The sequence below is a fragment of the Streptomyces sp. NPDC000878 genome, assembly GCF_053599695.1.
Genome location: NZ_JBSFMT010000084.1, coordinates 1 through 22,008 on the forward strand (window position 1 = coordinate 1; position 22,008 = coordinate 22,008).

General features: G+C 72.2%; 21 protein-coding genes, 2 pseudogenes and 1 riboswitch. Of the genes and pseudogenes, 6 read left to right on the forward strand and 17 right to left on the reverse strand.

Features of this window, described 5'->3' with window-relative positions:
- A pseudogene (locus ACWDR4_RS42760) lies at positions 1-240 on the reverse strand (hypothetical protein); the annotation flags it as partial.
- A gap of 9 nt (positions 241-249) precedes the next feature.
- Between ACWDR4_RS42760 and ACWDR4_RS42765 the strand changes: the two are divergent.
- Both ACWDR4_RS42765 and ACWDR4_RS42770 read left to right on the forward strand, forming a co-directional pair.
- Positions 250-798: an RNA polymerase sigma factor gene (locus ACWDR4_RS42765; protein ID WP_450416659.1), complete on the forward strand. Its 549-nt coding sequence runs from the start codon at positions 250-252 to the stop codon at positions 796-798.
- The gene (locus ACWDR4_RS42770) at positions 791-1,765 is read left to right on the forward strand and encodes a CU044_5270 family protein (protein WP_450416660.1); all 975 of its coding nucleotides are present in this window, start codon (positions 791-793) and stop codon (positions 1,763-1,765) included. The genes ACWDR4_RS42765 and ACWDR4_RS42770 overlap by 8 nt, the downstream gene beginning before the upstream one ends.
- Here the strand turns inward: ACWDR4_RS42770 and ACWDR4_RS42775 are convergent, their stop codons facing one another.
- Positions 1,766-2,614, reverse strand: a complete 849-nt coding sequence (locus tag ACWDR4_RS42775) for a bifunctional 5,10-methylenetetrahydrofolate dehydrogenase/5,10-methenyltetrahydrofolate cyclohydrolase (protein WP_450416661.1) — start codon at positions 2,612-2,614, stop codon at positions 1,766-1,768. It lies immediately after the preceding gene.
- A 22-nt stretch (positions 2,615-2,636) separates the two neighbouring features.
- Positions 2,637-2,747, reverse strand: a riboswitch (ZMP/ZTP riboswitch).
- A gap of 16 nt (positions 2,748-2,763) precedes the next feature.
- Positions 2,764-3,138, reverse strand: a complete 375-nt coding sequence (locus ACWDR4_RS42780) for a nuclear transport factor 2 family protein (protein ID WP_450416663.1) — start codon at positions 3,136-3,138, stop codon at positions 2,764-2,766.
- Between the two features lie 172 nt (positions 3,139-3,310).
- Between ACWDR4_RS42780 and ACWDR4_RS42785 the strand changes: the two genes are divergently transcribed.
- On the forward strand, positions 3,311-3,607 hold the full coding sequence (locus ACWDR4_RS42785) for a hypothetical protein (protein WP_450416665.1): 297 nt from the start codon (positions 3,311-3,313) through the stop codon (positions 3,605-3,607).
- Positions 3,608-3,670: 63 nt separating this feature from the next.
- Here the strand turns inward: ACWDR4_RS42785 and ACWDR4_RS42790 are convergent, their stop codons facing one another.
- The 9 genes from ACWDR4_RS42790 to ACWDR4_RS42830 form a co-directional block, all read right to left on the reverse strand.
- Complete coding sequence (locus ACWDR4_RS42790) at positions 3,671-4,882, reverse strand: type III PLP-dependent enzyme (RefSeq protein ID WP_450416667.1); 1,212 nt, start codon at positions 4,880-4,882, stop codon at positions 3,671-3,673.
- Complete coding sequence (locus ACWDR4_RS42795; RefSeq protein ID WP_450416669.1) at positions 4,879-6,690, reverse strand: IucA/IucC family protein; 1,812 nt, start codon at positions 6,688-6,690, stop codon at positions 4,879-4,881. The genes ACWDR4_RS42790 and ACWDR4_RS42795 overlap by 4 nt, the downstream gene beginning before the upstream one ends.
- The gene (locus tag ACWDR4_RS42800; RefSeq protein ID WP_450416671.1) at positions 6,690-7,898 is read right to left on the reverse strand and encodes an MFS transporter; all 1,209 of its coding nucleotides are present in this window, start codon (positions 7,896-7,898) and stop codon (positions 6,690-6,692) included. The genes ACWDR4_RS42795 and ACWDR4_RS42800 overlap by 1 nt, the downstream gene beginning before the upstream one ends.
- Positions 7,895-9,628 (reverse strand): IucA/IucC family protein, encoded by a 1,734-nt coding sequence (locus ACWDR4_RS42805; protein ID WP_450416673.1) that lies wholly within the window; start codon positions 9,626-9,628, stop codon positions 7,895-7,897. Before ACWDR4_RS42805 ends, ACWDR4_RS42800 begins: the two co-directional genes overlap by 4 nt.
- Complete coding sequence (locus ACWDR4_RS42810; protein ID WP_450416674.1) at positions 9,625-10,812, reverse strand: ATP-grasp domain-containing protein; 1,188 nt, start codon at positions 10,810-10,812, stop codon at positions 9,625-9,627. Before ACWDR4_RS42810 ends, ACWDR4_RS42805 begins: the two co-directional genes overlap by 4 nt.
- Positions 10,813-10,938: 126 nt before the next feature.
- A complete protein-coding gene (locus tag ACWDR4_RS42815; protein WP_450416675.1) occupies positions 10,939-11,982 on the reverse strand; it encodes an ABC transporter substrate-binding protein in 1,044 nt (347 codons plus the stop codon).
- A gap of 41 nt (positions 11,983-12,023) precedes the next feature.
- Entirely contained in the window at positions 12,024-12,851 is an 828-nt protein-coding gene (locus ACWDR4_RS42820; protein WP_450416677.1) for an ABC transporter ATP-binding protein, read from the reverse strand.
- The gene (locus tag ACWDR4_RS42825; protein ID WP_450416679.1) at positions 12,848-13,924 is read right to left on the reverse strand and encodes a FecCD family ABC transporter permease; all 1,077 of its coding nucleotides are present in this window, start codon (positions 13,922-13,924) and stop codon (positions 12,848-12,850) included. The genes ACWDR4_RS42820 and ACWDR4_RS42825 overlap by 4 nt, the downstream gene beginning before the upstream one ends.
- Positions 13,921-14,913 (reverse strand): FecCD family ABC transporter permease, encoded by a 993-nt coding sequence (locus ACWDR4_RS42830; RefSeq protein ID WP_450416726.1) that lies wholly within the window; start codon positions 14,911-14,913, stop codon positions 13,921-13,923. The genes ACWDR4_RS42825 and ACWDR4_RS42830 overlap by 4 nt, the downstream gene beginning before the upstream one ends.
- Positions 14,914-15,122: 209 nt before the next feature.
- Between ACWDR4_RS42830 and ACWDR4_RS42835 the strand changes: the two genes are divergently transcribed.
- Entirely contained in the window at positions 15,123-15,968 is an 846-nt protein-coding gene (locus ACWDR4_RS42835) for a (2Fe-2S)-binding protein (RefSeq protein WP_450416681.1), read from the forward strand.
- Positions 15,969-15,986: 18 nt separating this feature from the next.
- Here ACWDR4_RS42835 and ACWDR4_RS42840 read toward each other — a convergent pair whose 3' ends face one another.
- The 4 genes and pseudogenes from ACWDR4_RS42840 to ACWDR4_RS42855 all read right to left on the reverse strand — a co-directional run bounded on the left by ACWDR4_RS42840 (position 15,987) and on the right by ACWDR4_RS42855 (position 20,634).
- Entirely contained in the window at positions 15,987-17,744 is a 1,758-nt protein-coding gene (locus tag ACWDR4_RS42840; RefSeq protein ID WP_450416683.1) for an ABC transporter ATP-binding protein, read from the reverse strand.
- Positions 17,745-17,781: 37 nt separating this feature from the next.
- Entirely contained in the window at positions 17,782-18,696 is a 915-nt protein-coding gene (locus tag ACWDR4_RS42845) for an acyltransferase domain-containing protein (RefSeq protein WP_450416685.1), read from the reverse strand.
- A gap of 19 nt (positions 18,697-18,715) precedes the next feature.
- Complete coding sequence (locus tag ACWDR4_RS42850; protein ID WP_450416687.1) at positions 18,716-19,396, reverse strand: TIGR00730 family Rossman fold protein; 681 nt, start codon at positions 19,394-19,396, stop codon at positions 18,716-18,718.
- A pseudogene (locus tag ACWDR4_RS42855) lies at positions 19,393-20,634 on the reverse strand (FAD-binding protein). The gene ACWDR4_RS42850 and the pseudogene ACWDR4_RS42855 overlap by 4 nt, the downstream one beginning before the upstream one ends.
- A 120-nt stretch (positions 20,635-20,754) precedes the next feature.
- Here ACWDR4_RS42855 and ACWDR4_RS42860 point away from each other — a divergent pair.
- Complete coding sequence (locus ACWDR4_RS42860; RefSeq protein ID WP_450416689.1) at positions 20,755-20,916, forward strand: hypothetical protein; 162 nt, start codon at positions 20,755-20,757, stop codon at positions 20,914-20,916.
- On the opposite strand, the gene ACWDR4_RS42865 is transcribed toward ACWDR4_RS42860, so the two are convergent.
- Positions 20,906-21,523, reverse strand: a complete 618-nt coding sequence (locus ACWDR4_RS42865; protein WP_450416691.1) for a rhodanese-like domain-containing protein — start codon at positions 21,521-21,523, stop codon at positions 20,906-20,908. The genes ACWDR4_RS42860 and ACWDR4_RS42865 overlap by 11 nt on opposite strands.
- Positions 21,524-21,599: 76 nt before the next feature.
- Between ACWDR4_RS42865 and ACWDR4_RS42870 the strand changes: the two genes are divergently transcribed.
- Complete coding sequence (locus ACWDR4_RS42870; RefSeq protein WP_450416693.1) at positions 21,600-21,887, forward strand: metal-sensitive transcriptional regulator; 288 nt, start codon at positions 21,600-21,602, stop codon at positions 21,885-21,887.
- The last annotated feature ends 121 nt before the right edge of the window (positions 21,888-22,008 follow it).

Below are 22,008 nucleotides of genomic sequence, written 5' to 3' on the forward strand. Positions count from 1 at the left end.
CAGCGCCATCACGCCACCGATGCAGAAGAACGCGAACGACGTCACCAGATACAGCGTGCCGATCGTCTTGTGGTCCGTGGTGGTGAGCCACTTGACGGCTCTGCGACCGGTGGTGGTGCGGGGTTGGAGCTCGATGGTCTTCACGCCCCGCCTGTGTCCGCGCCCGGTCCCGGCGTCACACTCGGGTGACGCGACAAGAATCACGGAAACAGGTGTGACGATCCGCAGGCTGCCGGACACCAACGGAACATGAGCAACGACGAGACCTTCGCCGCTGCCTATCGCGAGCACTACTGGGCGGTCAGCCGCTATGTCGCTCGGCGACTGGACGGCCGTACGAGCGAGGTGGAGGAAGTGGTGGCGGACGTCTTCACCGTCGCCTGGCGGCGCCGGACCGACCTTCCGGCGTCCCCGCTGCCCTGGCTGTACGGCGTGGCACGCAACTGCCTGGCCAACGCGGTACGCGGTCAGGGCCGCCGCCGTCGGCTCGTCGACCGGCTGGGCAACGACGAGACGGCGCACGCCAGGCAGGTCGTGGCGAGCCCCGACGCCGAGTCGCCGGGCGCCTGGGTGCACGAGGCGCTCGGCCGGCTCACCCCGGCCGACCAGGAGATACTGCGCCTGACGGCCTGGGAGGAACTCGCCGTCGACGAGGTAGCCGTGGCCCTGGGGTGCGGTACGCGCGCGGCGGCGATGCGGCTGCACCGGGCCCGGCACCGGCTGAGAACCGAGATCGACCGGATACGCCCCGCGCTCACCGCCGATGTGAACTCCCCGAAGGAACACGGCCATGCCTGACGAACTCGACCTGCTGCGCGCCGCCGACCCGGTACCGGCGGACGGCCCTTTCTTCGGCGACGGCCCCCTGGACCACAACGCGGAACGCCGCCTGAACCAACTCCTCCACACCAGCGGCCTGTTCGGCCGTCGCCGCACCCGATGGACGTGGAGCCTCGCGACCGTCGCCGTCGTCGCGACGACCGCGCTGGCCCTGCTCCTCGCGGGCCCGAACACGGCCCCGGCGGTGGCCGCGCCCCGCCCGCTGCTCGTGCAGGCCGGCTCCGCCCCCGTACCCCTGGCCAGGATGGCCGAGATCGCCGACGCGGCAGCCGCGGACGGCTCACCGGAACTCCGGAAGGGCACCCACGTACAGACGTGGAGCATGGGCATGTCGGAGGACGCGCCGCCGATCACGCTTCCCGTCGAGCGCATCGTGCGCTGGCGGGCCGACGCGAGCCATACGGAACTGGTCGTGGCGACCGACCCACAGCATCCCGGCCGACCGGTCCTGAGCGAGGGGGACGGCGATCCAGGCCTGGTCGAGGACGGACACGTCATCAGCGACCAGACGTTCGGACCGAGCTGGAGCGATGCCCCACCCGAGTCGACCCCACCGCACGACCCGGAGCGCCTGGAGGCCTACCTCCAGGAGGCACAACGCCAGACCACACCACTCACCACACCCGAACTCCTCGATGCGGTAGAAGTGTTGCTCAACCACTGGACCCTCGGCGCCCGCGAGAACGCGGCAATCGCCAGGCTGCTGGCAGACGCGGAGGGCCTACGCCCCGTCGGCCGGGTGACGGACCGGCTCGGCCGCCCCGGCCAGGCGTACGTTTACGACGGCCAGGGCGCCCGCCGAATGCTGATCCTGGCCCCGACCACCGGCGCCGTCCTGGGCCTGGAGCACACCGCCACCACAGCCGAACCCGAGTGGGGCCTGAAGGTGGGCGACGTCATGGATTACAGCGCCTGGATGCGCTGATCACGCCCCGAGTTGCCGGGCGGCTGCGTCGACGGACTGCTCCAGCAGCACCGCGATCGTCATCGGACCGACGCCGCCCGGCACCGGCGTGATGAGCCCGGCCCGCTCGACAGCGGAGTCGAAGTCGACGTCGCCGACGTTCCCGGGGTTGTACCCGGCGTCGATCACGACGGCGCCGGGTTTGATGTCCGCGCCGTGGATCAGCCGGGGCCGACCGACGGCGGCGACCACGATGTCCGCCTCGCGGACGACGGACGACAGGTCCCGCGTCCGTGAGTGGCAGTACGTCACCGTCGCGTCGCGCCCGAGGAGGAGCATGCCGACCGGCTTGCCGAGGATCGCGCTGCGGCCCACCACCACGGCCCGCTTGCCGGACGGGTCGACGTCGTACGCGTCGAGCAGCCGCATGATGCCGCCGGGCGTGCAGGACACGAACCCGGGAAGACCGAAGCTCATCGTCGCGAAGGAGGCGAAGGTGACTCCGTCGACGTCCTTCTCGGGCGCGATCGCCTCGAACGCGGCCCGCTCGTCGATGTGTTCGCCCATCGGGTGCTGGAGCAGGATGCCGTGCACACCGGGGTCGTCCGAGAGGGCGCGCAGCGTGCCGACCAATTCCACCGTGGTCGTGGCGGCGGGCAGCTCCACGCGGCGGGACTCGATGCCGGCCCTGCGGCAGCGGTTCTGCTTCATCCGGACATAGGTGACCGAGGCGGGGTCCGCACCCACCAGCACCGTCGCCAGACAGGGCGTCGTGCCCGTACGGTCGGTGAGGTCGGCGGCCTTCTTCGTGGTGTCCTCCACGATGTGCCGGGCGAGCGAGGTGCCGTCCATGAGCCGGGCCTGAGACATGATCCACTCCTGAGCTGACAGTCGTCATCGCCCAGGCGCACGGCACGCACTCCACGTTCACGGAAGGATGCGGCACTCCGTGAGGGTCGCTCCCCGGTGGTACTCCACCTCAGCGCCAGTCACGACCCGGATCCCAGCTTAGCCCGGGGTCAGGAGTTCTCCTCGTCCCATGCCTGCAGCACAGTCTGGTCGACGATCTTGCCGTCGCGCAGGGACAGCATCGAGCCGGCGAGGACTCGGACGCCGTCCGGGTACAGGCAGGACTCGGTGTAGGCGACCTGGTCGCCCTGGACGACTACCTGTTCCAGTTTGTGGGTCATGTCCCTGCTGTACACGTCGTTCAGCATGGCGCTGATCTCGCCGCGTCCGTGCATGACCATCGGGTGGCTGGGCTGGGTGTTGTGGTCGACGACGCGCAGTTCCGCGTCGTCGGCGTAGAGCGACAGCAGGGCCGTCGCGTCCTGTCCTTCGATGCCCCGGCGCAGTGCTTCGGTGTCGAAGGCGTGGCTTGCCGCGGTGCCCATGGTGACCTCCTCCGAGGGGCGCGGCCCGGTCGGGCGCGGGCCGCGAGGGGCCTCTCCTTCTGAGGCTCCTCCGTCCCGGTGACCTCGGCAAGCGCAGGCAGAGGATGAGCCTGACGAGTGAGGGGGGTGGGGTGGCCGTGTCCGGGGAGGGGCGCGGGGCGTTGCTGAATACATGATCTCAACACGACGAATCGCCGCCGCCGTTGGTCTCGCCGTCGGCGTCACCGGCCTCGCCGCCCCGCTGGCGAGCGCGGCTCCCGCCGCCGACCAGAACGCGGGCAAGCTGAACCCGATCGCCCAGCTCGACTCGCTCGCCGTGAGCGAGATTCCCGCGCAGTACCACGACGACCTGCCCCGGGTCTCCACCCAGCTCGGCTCGCTCAACCGGCTGAACGACCTCCAGCAGCTGCACCAGGTGACCGACATGGTCGCCCCCGTGACCGGGCTGCTGCCGGGCATCGAGGCCTGACGGGCGGAGCGGGCAGGAAACGAGGGCCGTCCGGCTTGGCCGGGCGGCCCTCGCTCGTGCGTGCTATCGCTGCCGGCTCGTCGTCATCGGCTCCGTGCCCAGGAAGTGGAAACCGGGTCTCGGGTGCATCAGGAAGTCGTGGTGGGAGATGTTCCACGCGTAGGCGCCCGCCAGCGAGAACAGCACCCGGTCGCCCGCCCGGAGACCCGCAGCCGGGACCTGGCGGGCCAGTACGTCCTTCGGTGTGCACAGCTGGCCTGCCAGTGTGACCCGCTCCTGCTCCGCCGTCGGGCGCGGCCACGGGTGCGGCCAGGTGTCTACCGGCAACACCGTGCAGGGCTGGTCGTGGCCCTTCGTCGCCGGGGTGCGCAGATGGTGGGTGCCGCCCCGGACCACCGCGAACTCCTCGCCGTGGCTCCGCTTCACATCCAGCACCTCGGTGGCGTACCAGCCGCAGTACGCGGTCAGCGCCCGGCCCGGCTCGATACGCAGGGTCAGTTCCGGGTAGGCCTCGGTCAGCCAGGCGAGGCCTCTGCCGAACGCCGTCCAGTCGAAACGGCGGGCCGGGGCCGTGTAGTCGACGGCCATACCGCCGCCGACGTTCACCTCGCTGATGCGCACCCCGAGCCCCGCCGCCCAGGTCACCACGGACTCGGCCACCGCCAGCTGCTCCCGGGCATCGAGTCCGCTCGCCAAGTGGGCGTGGATTCCGCGCAGTTCGAGCTGGGGGTACGTCCCGTCCGTGAGCGCCCGGAACACCCGTGCGGCTCCGGCCGGGTCCAGGCCGAAGGGCGTCGGCCTGCCACCCATCGTCAGTGAGCTGCCCGCCAACGAGCCGTCCGATACTGGGATGTTGACGCGTACCAGCACCGCCACCCGCCGCTCGGGTCCTGCCTGCCGCGTCAGCTCGGCGAGCATACGCAGCTCGTGCTCGCTCTCGACATGGAACCGGTCCACGCCCAGCTTCAGCGCGGCCAGTACCTCCTCCGGTGTCTTCCCCGGCCCGCCGAACGCCAGCGGCCGGCCCGGCACCGCGTCGGCGACATGGGCGAGTTCGCCGCCCGAGGAGACCTCGTAGCCGTCGACGTACGGCGAGAGCGCGGCCAGGATCTCCGGCTCCGGGTTGGCCTTGGCCGCGTAGTACAGCTCGACCCGCTCGGGCAGCGCCGCCCTGACCATCGCCGCGTGGCCGCGCAGCTCCGTCAAGTCGTAGACGTACACGGGCAGTTCGGTGGTGGGCAGGGACAGGGCGTGGTCGCGCACGGCGAGGGTCATCGGGTGCTCCGGGTGGTGTCGCGCAGGATGTCCTCGGCGAGCGGGGACGGCAGCCGTACGTATCCTGCCTCGCGGTCCGCCTTGCGCTCCCAGCGGGTGAGAAGGTTGGCCTTCGCGGGCAGCGGGACTCCGGCGAGCAGCGCGGCGAGCCGTGGCGGGCAGCCCGAACGGTCGGCGTAGGACCGGAGCGTGTCGCGCACCCGCGCCCACAGTGCGGCCTCGGCCTCCGGGTGCAAGTCGGCCAGGGCGGCGAGGAGTTCGGCGATGTGGTTGACAAGCAGGCAGTAGACGACCCGGTCCCAGCCGCGCTCCGCGTCGTACGTCATCGGGCCCGCGACCTCGGCCGGTACGGCGGTCAGCGTGTCGGCATGGTGCTCGGGGACCAGCTTGGTGCCCTCCAGGTCCCGGAAGAGTACCTGGGTGGGACGACCGTCGGCGTCCACGCAGATCAGCACGTTCTGGAGATGCGGTTCCAGGACAAGGCCGTGGTCGAAGTAGGCGGCCAGGACGGGCGGGACGAGCAGTTCGAGGTACGTCGACCACCAGTCGAGGGCCGATTCGCGGTCCGTGTCGGTGAGCAGTCGGGAGATGTGCGCGGCGCTCGCCGGGTACTCGTCGGCAACCGCCGCAGCCAGCAGGGGAGTCGCCCCGGTTGCGAGGCGCCGGGGCAGGCCCTCGCGGACGATCACACCGAACCCCTCGAAGAGTTCACGGTCCGGGGCGCCGTCGGGGCCGGGCAGGGCGAGTGTCCGGTAGGCGGGCTCCCGGAGCACCGCGCTGCCGGGGAAGCGCTCGGCCAGCTCGGTGAGGGCCGGGGCGAGCGCGCGGGTGAGGGCGACGGCGCCGGACAGCTCGTAACTGCTGTTCTTCCGAAGGCAGTTGGTGATCCGGACGTTCAGGCTGAACTTGAGGAACGTCTCGCCGTCGTACAGGGTCCGCACGGACGCGGTGGCGGCGAACGGGCGCCCGCCCGGACCGAGGTCCAGTACGTCACTGCGCTCCAACGCGGCCCGCAGCAGCGGGTGTTCGCGCAGAGTCTCGTACTGCCAGGGGTGCGTGGGCAGCAGCCGGTAGCCGTCGGGGACGTCCGTGCGCTGACCGTCCAGCGCGGCGGCGGCCCAAGGGGCGGCGGTCTCCTCGGCGATCAGGTGGGCGCGTACGGCGAGATGCCGCAGCGGGAAGACGGCCCCGGTCTCCGGCGCGTACGCCGCCCAGGCGCGCGGGTCGCCGGTGCGAGCCTTGGGCGTGGGGTGGAAACGGTGACCGAACAGCAGGGACTGCTCGGAGGCGAGATAGGCGCCGAGGTGGGAGGCGGGGTGGGTTGTGGGCTGGGGCAAGGGGTGGGTCGTGGGGTTGCCGTCCGTCGGACCTGCGGAGCAGCGCCGACCTGCGAGGGCGGTCGTGACGGCCTGGTGGCTGGAGGCGATCTGTTCCAGGAACTCGTCGTTGCGTTCCCCGGTCCGCAGGGACAGCTCGTCGCGCGTGTACTCGGCCAGCCGCCGCCAGTCCACGACCGCCCAGCCCTCGCCGACCTGCTCGCGCACCGGACCGCTGAAGCGGTGGGCGCCCAGGAGCGACGTCCGGCGCAGGCTGACCCGCAGGAGAACTCCTCGGCGGGGGAGGCGGAGCAGGAGGTGGCCGTCGTCGACGACGGTCTGGCGTTCCGGGCCCGACACCTCGCGCAGCAGGCAGTTGAGGAGGGTGTGCGTCACCACGTCGTCGGCGGTGGGGAGTTCGGCGGAGGTGGAGGCGAAGGTGGAGACTGCGGCGGCGGTGGTGGTGTCGGGCGAGTCGGTCAGTGACGGCATCAGCGGCTCCAACGGGCGCGGTGCGAGCGGGGGTTGGGGAGGAAGAGGGAGGCGAGGACGGTGAGGGCGGCGGCGCCGCTGCCGGTCAGCACCGGCGCGGCCGGGCCGAAACGGGCGCTGCCCGCCGCCGCGGCGAGTCCGGCGGCGACCGCGCCGGCCTTGGAAAAGAACTCCAGCGCGCCGAACATCCCGCCGGGCGGACGGCCTTTGGCGCAGTCGGCGGCCAGCACAGACAGGGACACCAGGCCGAGCGTGAGCCCCACTCCGAGGACCAGCCGTACGGCGATCAGCGTGCCCAGCGAGTCGGCGACGCCATGTCCGGCGAGACCGAGCGCGATACAGGCGAAGCCGAGGGCGATCCCCGTCCGGGGCCGGTCCCGGACCGCGGCGTGCACTGCCAGCGCCGACACCAGATACACCAGGTGGGGGAGGGCGAAGAGCACGCCGGACAAGGTGGCCGACGTACACGGCAGTCGGTCCTCGACCAGGGAGATCAGATAGGGGAAGGAGATGACGGTGGAGAACACGAACGCGAACTCCAGGGCGTACAGGGTGCGCAGGGAGACCACCGGCGCCGAGGCGGGCGCGGTGGCCTCGGGTATGGACTCGGGCGCCTGCTCCTCGCTCGGTTCGGGGAGCGCGGCGAGCAACAGGGCGGCGGCCAGCGGGAGTACGGCCAGCAGCGCGTACTGGCGGTGCGGCGACAGCCAGCCCGACAGCGCGCCGACGACGATCGGCGCGACGACCAGGGCCGCCCGGGCGCTGCCCTGCATCAGGGTGAGCGCCTTGGACAGGGCCGGGCCTTCGAGCGCGGCGCCCAGGTAGCCGTTGGACGCGGCGAACGTGCCGCCGAGGATGCCCTGGAGGATCAGCGCCACCGTGAACGTGGTCAGCGAGTCGGCCCAGCCGGCGAGCAGAAAGGCGACGGCGAGGCCCAACTGGGCGCGCAGCAGCAGCCGTTTGCGGCCGTAGCGGTCGGCGAGCCGGCCCCAGAACGGGGCGCCGAGCGCGCCGAACACCGTGGGGACCACGTACAGCACCCCGGCCCAGCGCGCGGAACGGTCGCCCAACTCCGGGAGGATCTGGGTGAGATACGGCGGCAGGCCCAGGGCGGCGAAGGACGCGACGAAGTAGCAGGCGGCCACCGCGTGCACATGGCCCCGGCCGAAGGACGAGCGTCTCGGCAGCCGCCATGCCTCGGCGCTCATGCCGAATCCCCTGCCTGGAGAAGGTAGTTGGGGCCGGTCGTGTAGTGCTTGTTGACGTCGGCGGCGCCCGAACGCTCCTTGGTGAGCAGGGTCCCGGCGCTGACCATCGCCTTCACGGGCAGATGCGGTGCGTCCAGGATCTGCGTGCGCAGTACGGCGGCCGGGGTGCCGCCGAGCCGGTCGACGGCCTCGGAGAGCCGGTCGCGGACCAGCCTCAGCAGCGTGGGCAGCGGCGCGCGGCCGTGCCGGGCGAGGCCGAACGCGTAGGCGCCCGCGCAGAGATGGACGGTGATGGTGGCGAACACGTCGGCGACCGGCCCGTCCTCGGCGGTGTAGGTCCGCTCGTCGTCGAAGCCCCAGGGGCCGGGCAGCGCAGCGGCCAGCCGGGCGGTGTTGATGCGCGGGCCGTCGTTGTCCTTGAACAGCAGCCGCACCCGGCCCGGCTCGGGCCCCAGGACCAGCGACACGTTCTGCTGGTGCGACTCCAGGGCGATGCCGTGGCCGAAGAGCGTGGTCTGCCAGTCGAAGAGGAGGGTGAGACAGGCATCCAGCAGGGCGAGCGGGTCGCCGTCGTGGAAGCGGTCGGCGAGCTGGTCGACGACCAGCCGTCCGCCGGGCGCCTCGGCCAGCAGCGCGGCCAGCGGGACGACGACCGCGTCGTCGAGGCCGGCCGGGTAACGGCGGCACAGGACGGCGAGAAGCTCGTGGCCGGCGTGCGCGTACGTCGTCTCGTCGGCGTGCAGGACGGTGTCCCGGAAGCGGGGCTCGTGCTCGACGACCCGCTCGATCAGCCGTTGCCCGGCGGCGCCGTCGACGAGCGTGCCCGGCTTGATGGAACGCCGGTTGCGCAGCCCCAACGTGGCGGTGGCCAGGGGGAGTTTGAGGTGCAGGGTGGGGTCGGCGGCCACCGCGACGGTACGCATCGACAGCGTCGGCACCACTTCGAGGTACCCGTGCTCGGCGAGCCGGGCGCGTCCCGCGAGACCGGTGACCCGCAGCGCCTCGTCGAGCGGGGCACCGACGGTCAACGGGTGCACGGGCAGGGCGAAGTGCGTGCCGCCCAGATCCTCCAGACCCAGCACGGGGGGCGTCGGCCAGCCCTCGGGCAACGGTCCCGCGAGGGTCACCGCCTCCCGGGGCACGGCGAGCCAGCGCAGCGCGAAACGGGGATGGAACTCCGGTGCGTACGCCCGCAGTTGCTCCTCCACCAGCCCGGACCGGCCACGCGCGGTCGGATACACGGGATGGTCGATCCGGGCCGCGAGGGCGTCGTACGCCAGGGAGGCCGTCAGGCCCGTCCAGCGTGCGGGGTCGGCACCATGGCGGCCCGTCAGGCGCTCGGTGATCTCGTCCCGGGTGGCGTCGTGCAGCCGCAGGGTGGCCAGAGTCTGCCGGCACTCCTCGGCGAAGGCGTCGAAGCCGTCGCGGTCCAAGGGGTCGGCCAGCGCGCGCAGTTCGGCGAGGACGGTGTCGTACGAGGTCAGCTCGGCGCCGTCCGACTCGCGCACGAGCAGCGGCAGCCGGGCGGCGTACACGCACTGGAAGCCGTCCTCGGTGAGCGGCAGCAGCAGGGCGTCGTCGGCGCCGGTCGGCAGGCGCAGCCAGGTGCCGTCCGGGCGATGGGTGAGCGTGCCCCGGGTGCGCAGACCGACGACGTCCTCGCGGAGCAGGGCGCTGAGGACGCGGGTGAGCAGCTCGGCCTCGGAGGTGTGTGCGGCGGTGGCGGTCACGGCTGGACCTCCCAGCGCTGGGCCGCCAGGAACTCCGCCGACACCCGGTCGACCGTCGGCTGGTCGGCTCCGGTGGCCCGGAGCACGCCCACGTAGTCGCGGTTGGTGCGGTACAGCTCGTGCCGCTCGCCCACCGCGCGCAGCGGACGGTACGTCAGGTGGACGCCGTCCACGGTGAGTTCGCCGGCCGGGGGAGCCGAGGTCAGCGTGCCCGCGCGGTCGGCGCACGGGTACTCCAGACGGGCCGCGCCGTCGCGGCGGACGCCCAGGTCGGTCGGGAGCGGCTCGCCCAGGTGGGTGCGCAGGATGTGCTCGAAGAGCGGGATCTCCAGGAGCCGGGCCAGCAGCAGGTCGACCTGGTCGCCGATGGCACGGTAGTTGACCTCGATGATCCGCGCGCGCCCCTCGTGCACCACGAACTCGGTGTGGCACGCGCCGAACCCGACGCCCAGCGCGTCCAGTTGGGCCAGTATCTGCGCGACGACCGGCTCGGGGTGGGCCGGCACGAAGACGAGCCGCTCCTCGATGAAGTACGGCGGCGCCGACACGTCGGTGTGGAAACCGCCCAGTACGTGCCGGACGTTGCCGTCGCCGAGCGTCTCCAGGGTGTACAGCTCGCCCGGCAGATACTCCTCGACGACCAGTACGGCACCCGGCCGCCGCGAGAAGATCTCCCCGGCGTGGGACTCCAACTCCTCGGCGCTGCCGACGAGTACGACGTCCTCGCTGGCCACACCCTCGCGCGGCTTGAGCACGCACGGGTACGGCGCGGCCTGCGCGATGGGCTCGATGGGACCGGACTCCGTCAGCTCGGCGGACCATACGGTGTCCACGCCCGCGGCGGCGAGCCTGCGCCGCATCTCGGCCTTGTCCTTGCAGGCCAGCGCGGCGCGCCAGTCCTTGCCGGGCAGGCCGAAGTAGTCGGCGGCCAGGGCGGCCTGGGTCTGGAGATGGTCGCTGTTGCTGAAGACGGCGTCGGGCCGGTGATGCGTGGAGATCCGGGTGACGACGGCCCGGAAGTCACGGACGTCGCACTCCAGGGTCTTGACGTCCGGGTACACGGCCCGATGGGCGTCGGGCTGGTCGGTGAGGACGGTGACGTCGAGGCCGAGCCGGGTAGCGGCGGGCAGGAAGCCCTCGGTGACGGAATCGGTGGGGTTGAGGGCGAGCAGGTACAGACGCATGACGTGTGGAACAACTTCCGCTAGCGGGTGGGGGGTTGGGGCCCTGGTCGGGGGTTCGACCCGGAGGCCCGGGGGCGGGGCGCGTGCAGAAGGGCGCGCCCCGCCCCCGTACAGCGGGAGTTGCCGCTACTTCTTCGGCAGCTCCACACCGGTGGCCTTGGCCACGTCGGCGAGCATCTGCTCGGCGGCCTGGACGCCGATGCCGGACATCCAGATCTCGTCCGGGACCTCGAAGACCTTGCCGTTCTTGACGGCGGGCAGGCTCTTCCACACCGGGTTGGTGACGACCTGCTGCTTCTGGGTCTTGTCCTCGGTGTCGGCGGCGGTGACGAAGATCAGGTCGGCGTCGGCCTGGTCGATCTGCTCCGGGCTGACGTCCTTCATCGTGACCTCGGGGTCGGTCGAGACCTGCGACCTGGGCCGGACCAGGCCGATGTCGCCCAGGACGACACCGCTGTAGGAGTTGGACTGGTAGAGGCGGGTCGGACCGGCGATGAAGCGGACCACGGACGCCGTCGGCATGGTGCCCTTGTCCTTCGCCTTGATGGCCGCACCGAGCGCCTCGGCCCGCGTCTCGTACTCCTTGAGCTTGGCGGCGGCCTCGGTCTCCAGGCCGAGGGCCTCGGCGTGCACCTTCAGGTTCTGCTTCCAGACCCCGCCGGTGGTCTCCGTGAAGACAGTCGGCGCGATGGCGCTGAGCTTGCTGTAGATCGCCTCGTGGCGGACCTTCGAGGACAGGATCAGATCGGGCTTGAGCGAGGCGATCAGTTCGAGGTTCGGCTCAAGGAGCGGACCGACGTCCTTCGTGCCGCTCAACTCGCCCTTCAGATACGTCGGGAAGCCGCCCTCGGACTTGAAGTGCGGGGCGACCGCGCCGACCGGGTCGATGCCGAGGAGGGTGACGTCGTCCAGCTCGCCGGTGTCGAGCACGACGACCCGCTTCGGCTTGGCGGGGATCTTCACCTCACCCATGACGGTGTCGAGGGTGCGCGGGAATCCGGCGGTGTCGGCCGCCGCCTTCGCGGTCGTGTCCGTGCCCTCGCCGTCGGAGTTGTCGCTGCCGCAGGCGGCGAGCACGGCGGTGCCGAGTACGACGGCGAGGAGCAGGGCGATGAGCCTGCCGAGGCGGCCGAACCGGCCGATTCCGGGCAGGGAAAGGGTGTTGCGCATGATGGGGGGTTGGTCTTTCTGTCGATGGGGGTGCGGGTGGGTCACGCGGTGGCGGCGGAGTGCCGCACCGCGCTGCCTCTGGGTATGACCAGCGGGGTGCCGGTCTCCGGGTCGGGGATGACCCGGCAGTCCACGTCGAACACGGACTTGACCAGCTCCGCGTCGAGCACGTCCGCGGGAGCGCCGGCGGCGGCGAGGCGGCCGTCCTTGAGGACCACCATGTGGTCCGCGTAGCGGGCGGCCTGTCCGAGGTCGTGCAGCACCATCACCACGGTGCGGCCTGCCTCGGCGTGCAGGGCGGCGACCAGGTCGAGTACGTCGAGCTGGTGCCGGAGATCGAGGAAGGTGGTCGGTTCGTCGAGCAGGAGCAGCTCGGTGTCCTGTGCCAACGCCAGGGCGATCCAGGCGCGTTGGCGCTGACCGCCGGAGAGCCGGTCGACGGGCTGGTCGCGCAGCGCGGTCGTGCCGGTGCGTTCCAGGGCCTCGTCGACCGCCCGCTGGTCGGCCGTCGACCAGGGGGCCAGCAGCCGCTGGTGCGGATACCGGCCGAGCCGGACGAGCGCCTCGACGGTGATCGCCTCCGGGGTGACCGGCTGCTGCGGCAGCAGTCCCATCCGCAGGGCGAGCGACTTCGCGGACATCCGGTGGATGTCGGAGCCGTCCAGCGTGACGGTGCCGGCGGCGGGCGCGAGCAACCGGCTCAGCCCTCTCAACAGGGTTGATTTTCCACAGGCGTTGGGGCCGACGATGGCGGTCACGGCGCCGCCGGGGAGGGTGAGGTCCAGCCCGCCGACGACGAGCCGGTCGCCGTAGCGCAGGTCGAGAGCCTCGGTGCGCAGCTGGTTGACGGTGTCCGGCCGGGCGGTCATGCGTGACTCCTGTGAACGGGCTTGCTCTGACGGAACATCAGCACCAGCAGCCAGGGCGCGCCGAGCGTGGCGGTGACCGCCCCGACGGGCAGCCCCTCGACGGGCAGCAGATGCTGCACCACCAGGTCGGAGGCGAGCAGCAGTACGGCCCCGGTGAGACCGGCAAGCGCCAGTGAGACGGCGGTCGGCGGGCCGGTGAGGAAGCGGACGATGTGCGGCACGGCGAGTGCCACGAACGTGACCGGACCGGCGAGCGCGGCGGCCAGCGACGCCAACATGACGGCGACGAAGAGGAGTTGGAGCCGGGCGGTGGAGGTGCTGAGCCCGAGTGCGCCCGCCGAGTCGTCCCCGAGGTCCAGCACGGCGAGCCGCCGGTGCAGTACGAGGGTGACGGCGAGCGCGGCCACCATGGCACCGCCCGCTCCCCACACCTCCGTCCACGTCCGCCCGTACACCGAACCGGTGGTCCACTGGAGCGCGGAGCCGGCGAGCTCGGCCGGGAAACGCACGATCAGCAGGTTCACGGCGGCGGCGAGCCCCGCCTGCACGGCGAGCCCGGTCAGCACCAGCCGCGTCACGGCGACCCCCGAGCGCCAGGCGAACACGCCGAGCAGCAGCGCCGAGAGCAGTCCCCCGGCCAGCGCGCCGACAGGGATCAGTGTCTGCGAGACCCCGGCCGCGATGAGCGAGACGGCACCGAGCGACGCCCCGCCGGTCACGCCCATGACGTCGGGGGAGGCCAGCGGATTCCGGAACAGCCGCTGCAGCACACACCCGGCGACACCGAGCCCGGCCCCGGCGACGATCGCGGCGAAGGCCCGCGGCGCCCGGAACTGCTGTACGACCAGTACGTCCCCGGAGTCTCCGAGCCCGACCAGCGCCCGCAGCGCGGTACCGGCCGGCATGCCCATCTCACCGGTCGTCAGGGCGACGGTGAGCAGCACGAAGAGGGCGACGAGACCGCAGGAGGCACAGAGCAGGACGCGGCGCCGAGCCTGGAGGCGGCGGCTGTGCCCACCCGTTCCGCCCTGCGGAACGCCTGCCCACAGCCTGGTCTTGGTACCGGCGTTCATCGGGCCACCTTCCGTGCCAGCAGCGCCAGCAGGGGCGCGCCCAGGAACGCGGTCACGATGCCGACCTCCAGTTCCGAGGGACGGATCACCAGACGGCCCAGTACGTCGGCCGAGAGGAGGAGCAGGGGTCCGGCGATCAGACAACCGGGGACCAGGAGGCGGTGGTCGCCGCCCAGTAGCGGACGTACGAGATGAGGTGCCGCCAGGCCGATGAACGCGATGGGGCCCGCCACGGCCACCGCCGAACCGGCCAGCAGGACGACCGCGATGCCGCCCGCGAGGCGGATCCGGGCCACCGGGACGCCCAGTGCCTGGGCCGAATCGTCGCCCAGGGCAAGGGCGTTGAGGGCGGGGGACACCGCGAGCGCGACCACCAGGCCGAGCAGCAGCCAGGGCAGTACCGGCCAGAGGGTGGCGAGGGTGCGGCCGGAGAGGGAGCCCGCCAGCCAGAAGCGGGCCTCGTCCAGGGTGCGCTGGTTGAGGAGCATCACCGCCGACGTCCAGGAAAGCAGGACCAGTTGGAGGACGGTGCCGCCCAACGCGAGCCGTACCGGGTCGATGTCGCCCGCCCGGCGGGCCAGCGACTGGGCGAGCAGGGCGGCGCCGGCAGCGCCCGCGAAGGCGAACCATACGTACTCGACAGGGTCGTTGAGCTTCAGCGCGAAGATCGCGACCACCACCGCGAACCCGGCACCCGCGTTGATCCCGAGGGTGGTGGGTGAGGCGAGCGGGTTGCGGGTGATGCCCTGGGCGACCGCCCCGGCGACCCCGAGCGCCGCGCCGACCGCGAGTCCGATGACCGTACGTGGCAGCCGCAGCCCGGTCACCACGAGCGCGTCTCTTCCCCGGGCGTCGCCGAAGAGCGCGTCGGCCACCGTCGACAGGGGCACCGAGCGCGCGCCGAGGGCGAGGCTCAGCGCGGAGATCAGGGCCAGAGCCCCGAGTCCGGTGAGAAGGATCGGGATGTGCCTCAGGGCACGGAAGGGCACACCGGTCGGTGCGCCCCGGCGGGTCGCAGTCACGAGCCGGGAGCTTAGGTTAGGCATGCTTTACTTTTCAACCAGCTGTGGAAGCGCTGTGACGTGCACGGTCCTTGATCGTCGACATGGGGGCACCCCGGTAACCGCCTTGCGATCTTGCCAGTAAGGTAAGCCTTGCCTATCTAACCCCACTCGCACCTCTCTGCGCAGGAGTACCGATGAGCGTCGCCCTGGAGACCCCGCCGGCCACCGCCGCCGCGCGCGTGCTCGGCGGCGCCTATCAGCGCCTCGCGGACATCTGCGAGGTGCTCACCGTGCAGGTGGCGCAGCCGGGTGTGGCGGGCTCTCAAGTGGGAGTCACCGGAGCCGAGTTGACGGAGAGTCACGAAGCGCTCGACGCCTTCGTCGAGGCCGAGACTGCGCGGATCCAGGAGCGTTACGGGCACACCGCCCGCCCGTATGTCGCCGCGTCCCGCGCCCTGCACGACTACGCCTGGTCGGTCGGCCTGCTGATGAGCGGGGTCTGGTACCTGGAGCGTCGGGTGCCACGCCTCCGGCCCGAGGACGTACGGCTGGACCTCGCCACCGGGGAGTTCAAGATCACACCGGGCTCTTACTTCTCCTGCCTCCCCGGCGACCCCGCCGCCGGCCTCCCCGGAGTCACCGTGCTCCCGCACGAGGAGGCGCTGCGCACCGAGTTGCGCTCCGCCGTCGCCGACCACATGGCCCCGCTGCTCACCGCGCTCGGCCCGGTCGCCCGCCGGCGATCACGCGCCCTGTGGGGCCTGGTCTCCGACGACCTGGTCTCCGGGATCTGGTACCTCGGGCGCGTCCTCGGCCGGGAGGGCGACGCAGTCCACGCGGCCACCGAGCTACTGCCCTCCGCTGTCTCTCCGTACCCCGGCGGCGCCGACTTCCGCCACCTCACCGACACGTCCGGGCAGCGCCACCCGACCCGCACCCGCGCCGGCTGCTGCCTTTACTACGCGATCCGCCCCGACGAGGCCTGCTCCACCTGCCCCCGCACCTGCGACACGGAACGCCTGCGCAGGCTGGAGAGCTGAGCGCTCCCCACAACCGACTCAACCGGTCGTCGCCAGGAACTGCGTCGCGGCCAGTTCGGCGTACAGCGGATCCCCGGCGACGAGTTCACGATGGGTGCCCACAGCCCGCACCCGCCCCGCGTCCATCACCACGATCCGATCCGCCATCGTCACCGTCGACAGCCGGTGCGCGACGACGAGAACAGTCGTCGTACGGGCGACATCCGCGACCGTGTCCCGCAGCGCCGCCTCGTTCACCGCGTCCAGCTGCGAGGTCGCCTCGTCGAGCAGGAGCAGCCGGGGGCGGCGCAGCAACGCGCGGGCGATGGCCACCCGTTGACGCTCGCCGCCCGACAGCTTGGTGCCGCGATGCCCGACCAGGGTGTCGAGCCCGCGCGGCAGCTTGGCCACCAGACCGTCGAGCCGGGTCGTCTTCACCACCCGCGTGACCGCTTCCTCGTCCGCCTCCGGATTGCCCAGGATCAGGTTGTCGCGCAGCGAGCCCGACAGCACGGGCGAGTCCTGCTCGACATAGCCGATCGCGGAACGGAGTTCGGTCAGCTCCCAGTCGGCGGCGTTCCGGCCGTCGAGCGTGATGACGCCGGACTCGGGGTCGTAGAACCGCTCGATGAGGGAGAAGACGGTGGTCTTACCCGCGCCGGACGGGCCGACGAACGCCGTCATGCCCCGGGCCGGCACGGCGAACGTCACACCGTGATGGACGTACGGAAGATCGTCGTCGTAGCGGAAGCGGACCTCCTCGAAGGCGAGCGCCGCCGGTTCGGCGTCGGCGGCCGGGAGGGGCGCGGGGTGGGCCGACGACGGTTCGGCGGGCAGGGAGAGGGCCTCCTGGATGCGGGTGAGGGCCGCGGCGCCCGTCTGGTACTGCGTGATCGCGCCGACGACCTGCTGGATCGGCGACATCAGATAGAAGACGTAGAGGAGGAACGCGACCAGCGTGCCGACCTCGACAGCGCCCGTCGCGACCCGCGCGCCGCCCACCGCGAGCACTGTGATGAACGCGATCTGCATCGCGAGGCCAGCTGTATTCCCGGCGGCGGCCGACCACTTGGCGGCGCTCACGCTCTGCCGCCACGACTCCTCGGCCGCCGCGTGCAGATTCCGCTCCTCGCGGTGCTCGGCGCCGGACGCCTTGATCGTGCGCAGCGCGCCCAGCACCCGTTCCAGCGAGGCCCCCATGACCCCGACCGCGTCCTGCGCCCGCCGGCTCGCCTTGTTGATACGCGGCACGATCACCCCGAGCACCGTCCCCGCGCCCAGGATCACGGCGAGGGTGACGCCCAGCAGCACCGGGTCCACCAGGCCCATCATCACGATCGTCGCCACCAGGGTGAGGCCGCCGGTGCCGAGGCCGACGAGCGAGTCGGTGGTGACCTCGCGCAGCAGGGTCGTGTCCGAGGTGACCCGGGCCATCAGATCGCCGGGCTCGGTCCGGTCCACGGCCGGTACCCGCAGCCGCAGCAGATAGGAGGAAAGCGCCCGCCGCGCCCCCAGCACCACCGACTCGGCGGTCCGCCGCAGGACGTACGAACCCAGCGCGCCCAGCGCCGCGTTGGCGACGACCAGCGCCGACATCAGCAGCAGCGCCTTGGTGATCGTCCGGTCGTGGGACAGATCGTCGATGAGCCCCCGCGCCACCAGCGGCAGCGCCAGCCCTGCCGCCCCCATGGCCAGCGACAGCAGGGCACCCATCAGCAGGGTCCACCGGTGCGGCCGTACGTATCCGAGGAGCAGCCGCCAGGCGGGCGGACCGGCGTCGGGCTCTGCGATGCTCACGGCGCTCCTCGGCGGGCAGTCGGGCGGGAGATTCACCCTACGTCGGCGGCCGGGGGAGCGGAGAAGGAGTTATTCCTGCCCGTTGCCCGTTGCCCGTTGCCCGTTGCCCGTTGCCCGTGTGCTCCTCGCGCAGCGCCCGCCAGTCCAGCGCCGTCGCGAGGACGACGGGCGGGGCGTCCCCGCTGGGCAGACAGTCGCCGAGTATGCCCGCCAGCACCTCGCCCGGGCCGAGTTCGAGATACGTGGTCACCCCGTCCCGCGCCAACAGGCCTACCGCGTCCGCGAATTGGACCGGCTCGCGCAGCTCGCGCACCCAGAACTCCGGCGCGCACGCCTCGGCGCCGACCGGTTTCGCCGTGATGTCGGAGACCAGGGGCAGGCGCGGCGGACGCAGGTCCAGTGTGCGGCGGTACGCGTCGAGGAGCGGGTCGAAGTGCGGCGAGTGCGCGGCCACATCGGTACGCAGCATCCGCGTCCGCCGGCCGCGCCCCTCCCACTCCTCCTGTACGGCCGTCACCGCGTCCCGGTCGCCCGAAACCACCACCGCCCGGGGCCCGTTGACCGCCGCGACCACCACTCCGGACCCTGCGCGCAGCTCCTCTGGGGGCGCCTCCACCGCCGCCATCGCACCCCCTGTCGGCAGCGCGCCCATGAGCCGCGACAGCGTGCCCACCGCATGGCAGCCGTCCGTCAGGGAGAACACTCCAGCGGCATGGGCGGCGGCCATCCGCCCGGCCGAGTAGCCGAACAGCACGTCCGGGCGCACGCCCCAGCTCTCCAGCAGCCGGTACTGCGCGACCTGGAGCGCGAAGATCGCCGGGTTCCCGAACGCGATCCGGTCCAGCAGCGCGGCCGTGTGTGTCCCGGCCTCGGCGGACATCACGTCCAGCAGCGGCACGTCCAGATACGGGTCGAGCCCCGCGCACACCTCCTCCAGCGCCTCCGCGAACACGGGGAAGGCGTCGTGGAGTTCACGCCCCCATCCCCGGCCGCTGCGACCCGGCGCCCGAGAACAGGAACGCGGTCCGGCCGCCAGGAAGCTTCCGCAGGACGGGAGTCGGCCGCGGCGCAGCCATCTCACCCAGCAACTGCCGGACAGGGGCGGTGAGTTGAGCGACAACCTCCTCGGCCGACGCGCACACCACGATCCGCTCCAGATCCCCCGGGTGCAGAAAGCCCTCGTCCCGCGCGTGTTCCAGGAACTCCAGCAGCGGACGGTAGAAGGCGTACGAGTCGAGCAGCAGACACGGCTTGCGGTGGATGCGCAGCTGCGCCCACGCGAGCGCCTCCAGCGGCTCCTCCGCCGTACCGAGCCCGTCCGGCAGCGCCACGAACGCGTCGCCCAACTCCGCCATCCGCGCCTTGCGTTCATGGATGTCCGCCACCACCTCCAGCTCGCTGAGACCGGTGTGCGCGATCTCGTACGGCAGCATCCGGCGCGGTACGACTCCGGTCACCTCGCCGCCGCCGTCCAGCGCGGCGTCCGCGAGCGTGCCCATGAGGCCGGTGCGGGCCCCGCCGTAGACGAGGCGCAGGCCCGCTTTCGCGAGGGCACGGCCCAGGTCGGCGGCGGTCTCCCGGTGGCCGGGGCGGTGTCCGGGGGAGGCGCCGCAGAAGACGGTGACGGAGGTGACGGAGGTGACGGCGGTCACGGCCACAGTCCGTATCCCCGGGTGAGGATGGAGTGCGGGTCGTAGCGGTCCTTTGCGCGGGCCAGGGTCTCCCAGGCGGGGCCGAGGTGGGCTCGCCAGTCCCCGGAGGTCATCGGCAGCGCGCTGGTCGGGTGCAGGACACCGCCGAGGTCGCGCGCCCGTTCGTACAGCGCCCGGTTGGCGGCGACCGCCTCCCGTACGTTCTCGGGGGCGCCGGGCGGTGCCGTGCGCATCAGGGAGAGCAGTCACAGGAGTTCGCCCGGCGGCCTGCGCAGCAGCGGGGCGCGCAGGGCCCGGGAGGTGAGCGGGCGCAGCTGGACCACTCCGCAGGCGCGCAGGCCGCTCTGTGCGTGGTCGGCCAGTACCGTCGGGACGAACGCGGGGGCGGCCTCCTCCGGGAGGAGCAGGGTGAGCCAGGGGTGCGGGCGCTGCCACTCGCCCGTGGTGCGCAGGATCCGCTCGTCGCGGTCCATGCGGCGCAGGAACTCCTCGTACGAGAGGTTCTCGATCTCCTCGGTGTCCCGGTCGTGTCGGAGGTCACCGGTCAACAGGGTGTCGTCGCCGGGGAGTTGGCCGGTGTGCGGGGCCACGGCCTCGATCATGTAGTCCCAGGCGCCGTCGAGCGCGGGCCGTGCCTGGCCGCACACATGGCTGAAGCGGTCGTCGCGGGCGAGGGCGCGCTGGTCGGCGAAGAACGTGCCGGGGGAGTGGTGGTAGAGGCGGAAGCGGCGGACCAGGGTGGGCGCGGGGACCAGGCCGAGCCTGGCGCGCACGATCAGCGCGCACTGGCCGAGGCCCGCCAGTACGGCGTCGAACAGGTCCGGCCGGCGCTCGCGCGAGCAGGTCACCTCCTCGCCGGCGCCCGTGACCACGTCCAGCTCCCGCACGTGGTCGGCGACCAGACCGTGCCGGTGACTGGAGCCGCCCAGGCCGCCGGTGCTCAGCAGTCCGCCGACGCTGCCGCCGAGATGGTCGGGGAGCACGGGCGGAGCGAGCCCTTCGGCGAGGGTGGCGCGGACGACCTCGCTCCAGCGGGCGCCGGCTCCGGCGGTCACCGTCCGTGCGGCGGGCATGCAGCGAACCTCGTTGAGTGCGCTGAGGTCGACGACGTACCCGCCCTCGGCCTGGCCCTGGCCGTAGACGGAGTAGCCGCCGCCCCGGGCGGTGACCGGCAGACCGCGCGGGCCGGCCAGTGCGACGAACTCCCGCAGCGCGGCCACGGACGGGGGAGAGAACACGCCGAGGGGCCGCGAACCGACGATATGACCGAAGTCGGCGGCGGCCCGGACCGTTTTCGCGGCGTCCCCGTCGGCGGAGTCCGGGAACGGAACCAGGTAATCCGACCGGGGGAACGATGCTTGCGATTCCTTTCACGCCGCACGCCCCAGCCGCGCGGCACCTCGGCCCATCATGTCGCCGGCACGCTGGTCCACGTACCGCACCGGCTGCTCGCCCTCGGCGGGCCGGACGGCCTGGACGAGACCGAACTCGCCCGGGCCGTCCGGGACTTCATGCGCTGACGTCGGTGGCGCGCTCCGCCGGCTCGGCGTGGGCCCGGGACCGCTGCGCGAGCGTGGTGAGGGTTGCGTCGAGGTCGGCGGGCCGCGGCCGGTTGTGCGGCAGCTTGGAGAGTAGGTGGGCCATGCCGCAGGTGTTGCTGACGGCCGAGAACACGAGGCCGCCCGCGACCCCTGCGGACAGCAGCCGCCAGGCGGGGTGCATGCGCCCCAGCCCGAGACCGACGAGGACGAGGCCGCCCGCCGTGAGGCGGACCTGACGTTCCATGGACCAGACGGTGCGGGCCTCGGTCGCCGGGTGGTGCAGTTCGTGTCCCCGGTCCCGCCAGCCCTGGGTGCCGCCGGTCAGGGTCATGGCCGGGACACCGTTCTCGGCGAGGACGGAACAGGCGGACTCGGAGCGGGCGCCGGAGGCGCAGACGACGAGCAGCTCACCGTGGTCCGCCGCCTTGAGGGCGGGCAGCGCGCGCCGGACGTGGTCCAGGGGGATGTTGAGGGCGCCGGGGAGATGCCCGGAGGCGTACTCGCCCGGGGTGCGGACATCGATGACGGTCAGCTGCGGCAGGCGGGTGCGGGCCTGGTCGGTGTCGAGGGCGACGGGGGTGGTCATGAGGGACTGGGATCCTTTCGGGGGGTCTAACCGTTGGGGAGGTAAAATACCCCCAAGGGTATGTAGAGGAGTGATTGTGGAACTGCAGTTTGAGGCTGATGAGCTGAAGTCGGTGCTGAATCGGCTGCGCCGGGCGCAGGGGCAGATCTCCGGGGTGATCAGGATGATCGAGGAGGGCCGCGACTGTGAGGAGGTCGTCACCCAACTCGCCGCCGCCTCGCGCGCCCTGGACCGGGCGGGCTTCGCCATCATCGCGACCGGACTCCAGCAGTGCCTGACCGACGTGGAGGCGGCCGAACGGAGCGGCGAGACGAAGGAGCAGATGCGGGCGCGTCTGGAGAAGCTGTTCCTGTCACTGGCGTAAGGGTGTTCGGGGGGTGAGGGGTGGGCGGGGAGAGCCTTTCGAGGCCTTCCGGTCTCCAGGTCTCCAGGCCTCCCGGCTCCCGGCTCCCGGCCGTCGACCGCCGGCTGCGGGCCGTCGGTGG